The following is an 11481-nucleotide window of genomic DNA, read 5'->3' as shown; positions in this document are numbered from 1 at the left end:
ATCTGGTCGAGGTGGGCATCGAGCATGGCGGGCCTCCCGGCTGTTGCGGGCGGGTTACTCCACGGTCACAGATTTCGCAAGGTTGCGCGGCTGGTCGACGTCGGTGCCCTTGGCGATGGCGGTGTGATAGGCCAGCAGCTGCGCCGGCAGGGCGTAGAGGATCGGCGCGAGGAAATCCGGCGCCTGCGGCATGGTCAGCGTGCGCCAGCAGCCCGAGCCTGCCTCGGCCACGCCCTGCGCGTCGGAGATCAGCAGCACCCGGCCATGGCGGGCCATCACCTCCTGCATGTTCGACACGGTCTTGTCGAACAGCGCGTCGCGCGGGGCCATGACGATCACCGGCACGCGGGCGTCGATCAGCGCAATGGGCCCGTGCTTCAACTCGCCCGAGGCATAGCCTTCGGCGTGGATATAGCTGCATTCCTTCAGCTTCAGCGCGCCTTCCAGCGCGATCGGGAACATCGACCCGCGGCCGAGGAAGAGAATGTCCTGCGCCTCGGCCAGTTCCTCGGCGATCTCCGGATAGTCGCCGCCGCCGAGCGCGTGGTTCATCAGCCCGGGCAGGCTCGCGAGATCGGCGAGGTGCTTCGCCAGACCATCGGCATCGAGCCGGCCGCGATCCACCGCCGCCTTCAGCGCCAGCAGCGCGAGCACCGTCAGCTGGCAGGTGAAGGCCTTGGTCGAGGCCACGCCGACCTCGACCCCGGCGAGGATCGGCAGGGCCAGATCGGATTCGCGGGCGATGGAGGAGGTGGGGACGTTGACCACCGAGACGATCTTGGCCACCTTCTCCTTGGCATAGCGCAGGGCGGCGAGCGTGTCGGCGGTCTCGCCCGACTGGCTGACGAAGAGCGCCCAGGAGGTTGGGGACAGCGGCGGTTCGCGGTAGCGGAACTCCGACGCGATATCGACCTCGACCGGCAGGCCCGCGAGCTGCTCGAACCAGTATTTCGCCACATGGCAGGCATAGGAGGCCGTGCCGCAGGCGACCATGGTTAGCCGGTCGACGCCGGTGAAATCCACCGGCAGGTTCAGGTGCTGATCCTGCACGTAATGGCGCAGCGCATCGGCCAGCACCACCGGCTGCTCGGCGATCTCCTTGGCCATGAAATGCTTGTAGCCGGCCTTCTCGATCCGCGTGGCCGACAGCTGGATGCGGGTCATGGCGCGGTTCACCCGGCGGCCCTCGGCGTCGAAGATCTCGGCCCCGGCGCGGGTGATGACGGCGCGGTCGCCCTCCTCGAGATAGGTGATCTCGTCCGTCATGGGGGCAAGCGCGATGGCGTCGGAGCCGACGAACATCTCGCCCTTGCCGTGGCCGATCGCCAGCGGCGAGCCCTTGCGGGCGGCGATCATCAGGTCGTCTTCGCCGTCGAAGAGGAAACAGAGCGCGAAGGCGCCGTGAAGCCGGGCGATGGTGGCGGAGGCCGCCTCGACCGCGTTCAGGCCCTGCGACATGTGCAGCTGGGTGAGGAGGGCGACGGTCTCGGTGTCGGTCTGGCTCTCGGCAGCGAAGCCCGCCTCGGCGAGCTCGGCGCGCAACTCGCGGAAGTTCTCGATGATCCCGTTATGCACCACGGCGACGGGTCCGGCCTTGTGCGGATGGGCGTTGATCACCGTGGCCGCGCCATGCGTGGCCCAGCGGGTGTGGCCGATGCCGGCCTTGCCGGCCAGCGGCTCGTGCACCAGCAGATCCGACAGGTTCACCAGCTTGCCCACCGCGCGGCGGCGGTCGAGCGCGCCGTCGTTCACCGTGGCGATGCCGGCGCTGTCATAGCCGCGATATTCCAGCCGCTTCAACGCCTCGACCAGAAGCGGGGCGGCCTCGTGATCGCCCAGAACACCTACGATGCCGCACATGTCACACGCCTTTCCGGGCGGCCTTCGCCGCCTTGTAGAGATCCATCAGTTTTGTCGCAAAACCCGGCTTGTTCACCTGCCGCGCCCGGCCCAGCGCCAGCGCCTCGGCCGGCACATCCTCGGTGATGACCGAACCGGAGCCGGTCATCGCCCCGGCGCCGATCTTCACGGGGGCCACCAGCATGGTGTCGGAGCCGATGAAGACCCGGGCGCCGATCTCGGTGCGGTGCTTCGACACGCCGTCGTAGTTGCAGGTGATGGTGCCCGCGCCGATGTTGGTCGCCTCGCCGACATGGGCATCGCCGAGATAGGTGAGGTGGCCGACCTTCACGCCCTCGTCGAGCACGGAATTCTTGATCTCGACGAAGTTGCCGACATGCACATCCTCGGCCAGTTCGGCGCCGGGGCGCAGCCGGGCGAAGGGGCCGACGGTGGCGCCGCGGCTGACGTGGCAGCCCTCCAGATGGCAGAAGGCCTTGATCTCGGCGCCGGACTCGACGGTGACGCCGGGGCCGAAGACCACGTTCGGCGCGATCACCGCGTCGCGGCCGATATGGGTGTCGAGCGCGAAGAACACCGTCTCGGGCGCGGTCAGCGTCACGCCGTCCTCCAGCGCCTCGGCGCGGGCGCGTTTCTGGAATTCCGCTTCGGCTTCCGCGAGTTGCGCGCGGGTGTTGATGCCCAGCGTCTCGGATTCGTCGCAGATCACCACGCCTGCCGAATGTCCTTGGGCGCGGGCCAGCTCGACGATGTCGGTCAGGTAGTATTCGTCGCTGGCATTCTTGTTGTCCACGGCGGCGACCAGATCGAAGAGAAGCTTCGCCTCGGCGCAGATCACGCCGGAATTGCAGAGGCTTATCGCCAGAACCTCATCCGTCGCTTCCTTGAATTCGACGATTTTCTCCAGCGTGTCGCCCGAGGTCACAAGCCGCCCGTAGCGCCCGGGATCGCGGGCGTGGAAGCCCAGCACCACCACCGCATGTCGCGAGCGGGCGGCAAGCATCGCCTCCAGCGTCTCGGTGCGCACGAAGGGGGTGTCGCCATAGAGCACCACGGCCTCGCCCGGCACGCCCGCTAGCAGCGGCGCGGCCTGCGCCACGGCATGGGCGGTGCCCAGCTGTTCGGCCTGCACCACCACATCCACCGTCTCGTCGAAGGCGCGGGCGGCCCTGGTCACGGCCTCGGCGCCATGGCCCGCCACCACGACGATACGGGCGGGGTCCAGCGCCTGGCCCGCGCGCATGGCATGATGCAGCAGGGGCGCGGCGCCGAGAGGATGCAGCACTTTCGGCAGGTCGGAGTTCATCCGCGTGCCTTGCCCGGCGGCGAGCACGATCAGAGAAACGGAGGGGGATGCCATGGAGCCTCTTTCCTTTGCGGTCGGCCCGTTTTAACCGGGATCGGCTGCGCCGCAAGAGTGGCGGCCATCACTCTGTCTTACGGCCTGTTTCAGGAGATGCCATGCGCACCGTTGTTTTCGACCTCGACGGCACGCTTGCCGATACCAGCGCCGACCTGATCGCCTCGGCCAATGCCTGTTTCCGGGCGCTCGGCCATGGCGACCTGCTCGACCCGCTGGAAGACGCGCTGACCGCCTTTCACGGCGGGCGGGCGATGCTGCGGCTCGGGTTCGAGCGGCTGGGGCAGGGCTGGTCGGAGGCGGAGGTGGATATCCAGTATCCGCTGCTGCTGGAGAACTACCGCTGCGCGATCAACGTGCATACCCAGCTCTATCCCGGTGCGCGCGAGGCGGTTCAGGCGCTGCGCGACGCAGGCTTTGCCACGGCGATCTGCACCAACAAGCCCGAGGCTCTGGCCGAGACGTTGTTGGGGCTGATGGAAATCCGCCACCTCTTCGACGCGATGATCGGCGCCGACACGCTGCCGACCCGCAAGCCCGATGCCGCGCCCTATGTGGCGGCGGTGGAGCAGGCGGGGGGCACGGTGGCGCGCTCGATGCTGATCGGCGATACCGAGACCGACCGCAAGACCGGGATCTCGGCCGGGGTGCCGGTGGCGCTGGTGACCTTCGGGCCGGAGGGGCGCGGGGTGGAGCGACTGTCGCCCGAGGCGCTGCTCGACCATTTCGACGATCTGCCGGCGCTGGCCGCCCGGATGCTGCCCTGACCCGTCAGGGGCGATAGAGCGGCACCGTCGAGATCGACATCTTGGCCGAGCCCTCGGTCAGTTCGCGGGCATGGACCAGATAGATCAGCGTCTGGTTCGGCTCGTCGAACACCCGCGTCACCACCAGCGACTTCAGCACCAGAGAGCGGCCCTCGGTGAAGATCTCCTCGCCGTCGCTGCTGCGGTCGATGTCGCCCAGCGTGATCGGCCCGGTCTGGCGGCAGGCGATGGAGGCGTTCGAGGGATCCTCGAACCAGTTGCCCTGCCGGAAACGGTCGATCAGCGAGCGGTCGAAGTAGGCGATGTGGCAGGTGACGCCCTCGACCCCCGGGTCGGGGATCGCGTCGATCAGGATGTCGTTGCCGACCCAGTCGACTCCGACCTTGCCCACCACCTCGGCCACCGCGGGACCCGCCATCGCCGCCGCCAGAACCGCCGCCCTCAAGACCCACCGCATGCCCATACCTCCGTTGGTTTCGCGCGGAACATGGAGCATTTCCGCCGGTCTTCCCAGTGCCCGCCGCGACGCACTTGACCCGACTCGGCGCATCGTGCAGCTTATTGAACAACTGTTCAATAAAAGGCCGGGCCATGTTCGCAGCAACGACCTTCGATCTGGGCGAGGATATCGGCGCGTTGCGCGGCACCGTGCGGTCCTGGGCCGAGGCCCGCGTCAGGCCACAGGCGGCGGCGATCGACAGGGCCAACGTCTTTCCGGCGGAGCTCTGGCGCGAGATGGGCGAGCTCGGGCTTCTGGGCATCACCGTGCCCGAGGCTTTCGGCGGGGCCGACATGGGCTATCTCGCCCATACTGTCGCGGTGGAGGAGATCGCCCGCGTCTCGGCCTCGGTCGCGCTGTCCTATGGCGCGCATTCCAACCTCTGCGTGAACCAGATCGTGCTGAACGGCTCCGAGGCGCAGAAGGCGCGCTACCTGCCGCAGCTCGTCTCGGGCGCGCATGTCGGCGCGCTGGCCATGTCGGAGGCGGGGGCGGGATCGGACGTGGTGTCGATGAAGCTGCGCGCCGAGAAGCGCAACGGCCACTACCGGCTGTCGGGCACGAAATACTGGATCACCAACGGGCCGGATGCCGATGTGCTTGTGGTCTATGCCAAGACCGACCCCGAGGCGGGCTCCAAGGGCATCACCGCCTTCCTGATCGAGAAGGGCATGGCGGGCTTCTCCACCGGCCCGCATTTCGACAAGCTCGGCATGCGCGGCTCCAACACCGGCGAGCTGATCTTCGACGGCTGCGAGGTGCCCTTCGAGAACGTGCTGGGCGAGGAGGGGCGGGGCACCCGCGTGCTGATGTCGGGGCTCGACTACGAACGCGTGGTGCTCTCGGGCATCGGCACGGGCATCCTTGCCGCCTGTCTCGACGAGGTGCTGCCCTATCTGCAGGGGCGCGAGCAGTTCGGCCAGCCGATCGGGTCGTTCCAGCTGATGCAGGCCAAGCTCGCCGACATGTTCGTGGCGCTGAACACGGCGCGGGCCTACACCTACGAGGTGGCGCGGGCCTGCGACAAGGGCACAGTCACCCGCGCCGATGCGGCGGCCTGCGTGCTCTATGCCTCGGAACAGGCGATGGTGCAGGCGCATCAGGCGGTGCAGGCCTTCGGCGGGGCAGGGTATCTCGCCGATGCGCCGGTGGCCCGGCTGTTCCGTGACGCCAAGCTGATGGAGATCGGCGCCGGCACCTCCGAGATCCGCCGCATGCTGATCGGCCGCGAACTGATGGCGGGGCGCTGATGGATCTCGTCAGCCTCGGTCGGCCCAACATCCTGCACGAGCACCTCGCCTGGCTGGTCGGGCCGCTGGAATGGGTGGCGGCGGGCATCCTGCTCGGCGCGATCCTGATCCTGCTGGCCGGCACGGCGCGCTTTCTCTTCGGCGGCGTCCGGGCCGAGCTGAGCCGCGACAATTCCGAACGGGTGCGCCGCACCAATGCCGAGCGGGTGGAACTCGGTCGCTACATCCTCTCGGCGCTCGAGCTCTTCATCGTCGCCGACCTGCTGCACACCGCCCTCTCGCAGGAGCTGGGCGACCTGATCTACCTCGGCGTGCTGGTGCTGATCCGCTCGGCCATTTCCTATTTCCTCGACCGCGAGCTGGCGGCGCTGAAGAAGGACCTCGGCGAATGACCCGCGCAAGGCGCTGCCGGCCCGGAAGGCCCGGACCGGCAGCGGCTGCGTCAGAACTTGTAGATGTAGGACAGGCCGACGGTGACCGGATCGATCTCGGCGGTGCCGATCTTGTTTCCGTTAAGCTTCACGTCGCTGTCGATGTCCATCCAGCGCAGGTCCGAGCGGATCGCGCCATGCGGGCCCAGCTCGTAGTCGAAGCCGACATGGGCCGAGACCCCCCAGCTGTCGTCCAGCTCCAGCTTGCCGAGAGCCGACTCTTCCTCGAAGAAGGTCACATAGGTGATCCCGGCGCCGACGAAGGGCTTGAACGCCCCGCCCATCGGGAAGTGGTATTGCAGCGACAGGGTCGGCGGCAGGTGCTTCACGGTGCCGGCCTTGCCGATCCCGTCGATCTTCACCTCGTGCTCGAAGGGCGTCGCCGCCAGCACCTCGATGCCGATGTTGTCGCGGATGAAATATTCGAAGGTGATGGTCGGGCGCAGGTCGTTGTCCACCTCGGCCGCGCCGCCAGCCAGCGTGCCGTTGTCCGACTTCGGCATCACATTGCCGAGCCCGAAGCCGAGCGTCATGTCGCCCTGCGACTGCGCGAAGGCCGGAGCGGTGAGGGCAAGAAGGGCGGTGGCGGCGAGGGCGGAAAGTCTCAGGGTCATGGTCTTGCTTTCAGGTTGCGAACGAGGCGGACCATTGCGGCGTCCCGCCGCAGATTCCTTGACCTGCATCAACCGAATGTCGGCTGCCTGCCGGGGAGGCCCGCGATGACCCCAATCCACCGCCTCCGGGCGAAGATGTCGCAGGGCATGCCATGGCATACGGCGGCATCCCGGCTTCCGGAGCGGGCCGCATGAAGCTCGTCTCCCGCCTCCTCCCCGGCTCCGAGTCGTTCCGGGCCAACCGCGCCGCGCATCTCGCGCTGCTCGACGGCATCGCCGAGGCCGCCGCCCTCGCCGCCGCCGGGGGAGGCGCGCAGGCGCAGGCCCGCCACGCCGCCCGCGGCAAGCTGCCGCCGCGCGAGCGGGTGGCGGCGCTGCTCGACCCGGGCTCGCCCTTCCTCGAGATCGGCGCGCTGGCCGCGCATGGCCTCTATGACGGCGCCGCTCCAGCCGCCGGACTGATCGCCGGGGTGGGGCAGGTGGAGGGCCGCGATGTCATGGTGCTCTGCAACGGCGCCACGGTGAAGGGCGGCACCTATTACCCGATGACGGTGAAGAAGCACCTGCGCGCGCAGGAGATCGCCGAGGCCTGCGCGCTGCCCTGCGTCTATCTGGTGGATTCCGGCGGGGCCAACCTGCCCAATCAGGACGAGGTCTTTCCCGACCGCGACCATTTCGGCCGCATCTTCTACAATCAGGCGCAGATGTCGGCCAAGGGCATCCCGCAGATCGCCGTGGTCATGGGCTCTTGCACCGCGGGCGGCGCCTATGTGCCGGCGATGTCGGACGTGACCATCATCGTGAAAGAGCAGGGCACCATCTTCCTCGCCGGCCCGCCGCTGGTGAAGGCCGCCACGGGCGAGGTGGTCAGCGCCGAGGACTTGGGCGGCGGCGATGTGCACACGCGGCTCTCCGGCGTCGCCGACTATCTCGCCGAGGATGACGCCCATGCCCTCGCCCTCGCGCGCCGCGCTGTGCGCCACCTGAACCGCGCGACCCCCGCGACCGTGCAGTGGCAGGCCCCCGAAGACCCGGCCTATGACCCCGAGGAGATCCTCGGCGCCGTCCCCGCCGACCTGCGCACCCCCTATGACGTGCGCGAGGTGATCGCCCGCCTCGTCGACGGCTCGCGCTTCGACGAGTTCAAGGCCCGCTACGGCGAGACCCTCGTCACCGGCTTCGCCCATGTCATGGGCTGCCCGGTCGGCCTCGTCGCCAACAATGGCGTGCTCTTCTCCGAGGCCGCGATCAAGGCCGCGCATTTCATCGAGCTCTGCTCGCAGCGCAGCATCCCGCTCGTGTTCCTGCAGAACATCACCGGCTTCATGGTCGGCCGCCGCTACGAGACCGAAGGCATCGCCCGCCACGGCGCCAAGATGGTGACGGCGGTGGCCACGACCTCCGTCCCCAAGATCACCATGCTGATCGGCGGCAGCTTCGGCGCGGGCAACTACGGCATGGCCGGACGCGCCTTCTCGCCGCGCTTCCTCTGGTCCTGGCCCAATGCCCGGATCTCGGTGATGGGCGGCGAGCAGGCGGCAGGCGTGCTCGCCACGGTGCGCCGCGACGGGATCGAGCGCACGGGCGGCACTTGGTCGCCCGAGGAGGAGGCGGCCTTCAAGCGCCCCACGATCGAGATGTTCGACCGCCAGAGCCACCCGCTCCACGCCACCGCCCGGCTCTGGGACGACGGCATCCTCGATCCGCGCAAGAGCCGCGCTGCGCTCGCCCTGTCGCTGAAGGCCGCCCTCAACGCCCCCATCGAGCCGACCCGCTTCGGCCTGTTCCGGATGTGACGCCCGTGACCCGCATCCCCTTCATCTTGGCACAAATATCCTCGGGAGGTCCGGAGGGCAGACAGCCCTCCGGGGCCGGTCCGAGGCGAGAGGCCGCATGTTCCGCACGCTCCTGATCGCCAACCGCGGCGAGATCGCCTGCCGCATCATCGCCACCTGCCGCCGCCTCGGCGTGGCGACCGTCGCGGTTTACTCCGACGCCGATGCCACGGCCCGCCATGTGGCGCTTGCCGACCGGGCGATCCGCATCGGCGGCCCGGCCCCCGCCGACTCCTACCTGCGCGGCGAGGCGATCATCGCCGCGGCGCTCGAAGCCGGGGCCGAGGCGATCCACCCGGGCTACGGCTTCCTCTCCGAGAACGCGGAATTCGTCGACCGGGTGACGGCGGCGGGGCTGATCTTCGTCGGCCCCTCCGCCGCCGCGATCCGGGCCATGGGGCTGAAGGATGCCGCCAAGGCGCTGATGGCCGAGGCCGGGGTGCCGGTGGTGCCGGGCTATCACGGTGCCGACCAAGAAGACGACCGTCTGGCCGAGGCCGCGGCGGCGATCGGCTATCCGGTGCTGATCAAGGCGGTGGCGGGCGGCGGCGGCAAGGGCATGCGCCGGGTAGAGCGCTCGGGCGAGTTCGCCTCGGCCCTCGCCTCCGCCCGGGCCGAGGCGCTGGGCGCCTTCGGCAATGCCGCCGTGCTGATCGAGAAATGGATCGACTGCCCGCGCCATATCGAGATGCAGATCTTCGGCGATGGCGCCGAGGCCGTGCATCTCTTCGAGCGCGACTGCTCGCTGCAGCGCCGGCACCAGAAGGTGATCGAGGAGGCCCCGGCCCCCGGCATGACGCCCGAGATGCGCGCGGCGATGGGCGAGGCGGCGGTGCGCGCCGCCCGCGCCATCGGCTACAGCGGCGCGGGAACGGTGGAGTTCATCGTCGACGGCTCCGAGGGCCTGCGCCCCGACCGCTTCTGGTTCATGGAGATGAACACCCGCCTGCAGGTCGAGCACCCGGTGACCGAGGCGATCACCGGCGTCGATCTGGTGGAATGGCAGCTCCGCGTCGCCTCGGGCGAGCCGCTGCCGCTGCGGCAGGACCAGCTCGGCATCACCGGCCATGCCTTCGAGGCCCGGCTCTATGCCGAGGACGTGCCCGCGGGCTTCCTGCCGGCCACCGGAAAGCTCGACCACCTGCGCTTCCCCGAAGGCGCGCGGGCCGATACCGGGGTGGCGGCGGGCGATGTAATCAGCCCGTGGTACGACCCGATGATCGCCAAGATCGTCACCCATGGCCCGACCCGCGCCGTTGCGCTGAACCGCCTCGCCGTCGCGCTGGACGAGACCGAGGTGGCGGGAACCGTCACCAACCTCGGCTTCCTCGCCGCCCTCGCGCGGCACGAGGGCTTTGCGCGCGGCGAGGTCGACACCGGCCTGATCGCCCGCGACATCGACACCCTCGCCGCAAACCCCGCGCTTCCACCCGGGATCCTCGCCGCCGCCCTGCTGACCGCCGCGCTGGGCCAGAAGGCCCCGGCGTTGCAGGGCTTCACCCTCTGGCAGCCACTTCGCCACCGGGCGACGCTGCTGCAGGGGGCCGAGTTGCACACCGCCCATCTCCGCCTCACCGCGCCGGGGCGGGCGCTGGTCGAGCTCGACGGAACCGAACTCTCTGCCCACCTCACCTCCGAAGGCTGGGCGGTGGAGGGCCATCCCGCGCCGAAGGTGCTGCGCCACGGTGACCATGTCGACGTCTTCGCCCGGCGGCTCGGGACCTTCCGCTTCACGCTGCCCGATCCTCTGGCCCGCGACACTGCCGCCGCAGGGCAGGGCGGGCTGACGCTCTCGCCGATGCCGGGGCTGGTGCGCGCGGTCGCGGTGGTGGCAGGGCAGGCGGTGGCGGCGGGCGACCGGCTGGCGGTGCTCGAGGCGATGAAGATGGAGCATGTGCTGACCGCCGCCCGCGACGGCGTGGTGGCCGAGGTGCTGGTGGCGGCGGGCGATCAGGTGGAGGCCGGCGCGGCGCTGATCCGGCTGGAGGAGGCCGATGGCTGAGTTCGTCGAGATCGTCGAGGTCGGCCCGCGCGACGGGCTGCAGAACGAAAAGCGTGCCGTGCCCGCCGCCGAGAAGATCGCGCTGGTCGATCTCCTGTCGCAGGTCGGCTTCCGCCGGATCGAGGTGACGAGCTTCGTCAGCCCGACATGGGTGCCGCAACTCGCCGATGCCGCCGAGGTCATGGCCGAGATCGCCCGCCGCCCCGGCACGCGCTGGTCGGTGCTGGCGCCGAACCTGCGCGGCTACCACGCCGCCCGCGCCGCCGGGGCGGATGAGGTGGCGGTCTTCGTCTCGGCTTCCGAAGGCTTCTCCCGCGCCAATCTCAACGCTTCGGTGGCCGAAAGTCTCGTCCGGCTCGCCCCCCTCGCGGAGGCCGCGCGGGAGGATGCGATGCCGCTCCGGGGCTATATTTCCATGGTGGTCGACTGCCCCTTCGACGGCCCGACCGATCCCGCCGCCGTCGCCCGGGTCGCCGCCGCGCTCCGCGACCTCGGCTGCCACGAGATCGCGCTGGGCGATACCCTGGGTCGCGCCACGCCCGACAGCTTCGCGCGGATGCTGGCGGCGGTGACCGGCGAACTGCCGGGGACCCGCCTCGCCGTGCATTGCCACGACACCGCGGGGCGCGCGCTGGAGGTGATCGACGCCGCGCTGGAGCAGGGGGTGCGGGTGGTGGATGCGGCGGTCGGCGGCCTCGGCGGCTGCCCCTATGCGCCGGGGGCGGCGGGCAACGTGGCGACCGAGACGGTGGCGGCGCATCTCGCCCGGCGCGGCTATGCCACCGGGCTCGATGCGGCGCGGCTGGCCGAGGCGGCAGCTCTGGCGCAGCGGCTGCGGACCGGGTGACGGCGAGACTTCAGAG

The 11481-nt window shown here is 69.8% G+C and carries 10 protein-coding genes; 6 read left to right on the top strand and 4 right to left on the bottom strand.

Annotation, left to right across the window (positions count from 1 at the left end):
- Positions 1–54: 54 nt before the first annotated feature.
- Both glmS and glmU read right to left on the bottom strand, forming a co-directional pair.
- Positions 55–1860, bottom strand: a complete 1806-nt coding sequence (gene glmS, locus C5F48_RS10465) for a glutamine--fructose-6-phosphate transaminase (isomerizing) (RefSeq protein WP_107663855.1) — start codon at positions 1858–1860, stop codon at positions 55–57.
- Between the two features lies 1 nt (position 1861).
- On the bottom strand, positions 1862–3220 hold the full coding sequence (glmU, locus tag C5F48_RS10460) for a bifunctional UDP-N-acetylglucosamine diphosphorylase/glucosamine-1-phosphate N-acetyltransferase GlmU (protein WP_107663854.1): 1359 nt from the start codon (positions 3218–3220) through the stop codon (positions 1862–1864).
- A gap of 101 nt (positions 3221–3321) precedes the next feature.
- Here glmU and C5F48_RS10455 point away from each other — a divergent pair, with 101 nt between their 5' ends.
- Positions 3322–3987 carry an HAD hydrolase-like protein gene (locus C5F48_RS10455; protein ID WP_107663853.1) on the top strand — a complete coding sequence of 222 codons (666 nt, stop codon included), beginning with the start codon at positions 3322–3324 and terminating at the stop codon, positions 3985–3987.
- 4 nt (positions 3988–3991) lie between these two features.
- On the opposite strand, the gene C5F48_RS10450 is transcribed toward C5F48_RS10455, so the two are convergent.
- The gene (locus tag C5F48_RS10450; RefSeq protein WP_170139651.1) at positions 3992–4444 is read right to left on the bottom strand and encodes a CreA family protein; all 453 of its coding nucleotides are present in this window, start codon (positions 4442–4444) and stop codon (positions 3992–3994) included.
- A gap of 134 nt (positions 4445–4578) precedes the next feature.
- Between C5F48_RS10450 and C5F48_RS10445 the strand changes: the two genes are divergently transcribed.
- Both C5F48_RS10445 and C5F48_RS10440 read left to right on the top strand, forming a co-directional pair.
- Entirely contained in the window at positions 4579–5736 is a 1158-nt protein-coding gene (locus tag C5F48_RS10445) for an acyl-CoA dehydrogenase family protein (protein ID WP_107663852.1), read from the top strand.
- Positions 5736–6128: a DUF1622 domain-containing protein gene (locus tag C5F48_RS10440; RefSeq protein ID WP_107663851.1), complete on the top strand. Its 393-nt coding sequence runs from the start codon at positions 5736–5738 to the stop codon at positions 6126–6128. Before C5F48_RS10445 ends, C5F48_RS10440 begins: the two co-directional genes overlap by 1 nt.
- Before the next feature lie 50 nt (positions 6129–6178).
- Here the strand turns inward: C5F48_RS10440 and C5F48_RS10435 are convergent, their stop codons facing one another.
- Positions 6179–6781 (bottom strand): OmpW/AlkL family protein, encoded by a 603-nt coding sequence (locus C5F48_RS10435; protein ID WP_107663850.1) that lies wholly within the window; start codon positions 6779–6781, stop codon positions 6179–6181.
- Between the two features lie 191 nt (positions 6782–6972).
- On the opposite strand from C5F48_RS10435, the gene C5F48_RS10430 reads away from it, so the two are divergent.
- From C5F48_RS10430 to C5F48_RS10420, 3 genes are all read left to right on the top strand, one after another.
- Complete coding sequence (locus C5F48_RS10430) at positions 6973–8577, top strand: carboxyl transferase domain-containing protein (RefSeq protein ID WP_107663849.1); 1605 nt, start codon at positions 6973–6975, stop codon at positions 8575–8577.
- Between the two features lie 97 nt (positions 8578–8674).
- Positions 8675–10618 (top strand): ATP-binding protein, encoded by a 1944-nt coding sequence (locus C5F48_RS10425; protein WP_107663848.1) that lies wholly within the window; start codon positions 8675–8677, stop codon positions 10616–10618.
- Entirely contained in the window at positions 10611–11465 is an 855-nt protein-coding gene (locus C5F48_RS10420; RefSeq protein WP_107663847.1) for a hydroxymethylglutaryl-CoA lyase, read from the top strand. Before C5F48_RS10425 ends, C5F48_RS10420 begins: the two co-directional genes overlap by 8 nt.
- Positions 11466–11481: the final 16 nt, after the last annotated feature.

This window comes from Cereibacter changlensis JA139 (assembly GCF_003034985.1).
Lineage (GTDB): Bacteria > Pseudomonadota > Alphaproteobacteria > Rhodobacterales > Rhodobacteraceae > Cereibacter > Cereibacter changlensis.
This window is presented reverse-complemented; position numbering and strand designations above follow the sequence as displayed.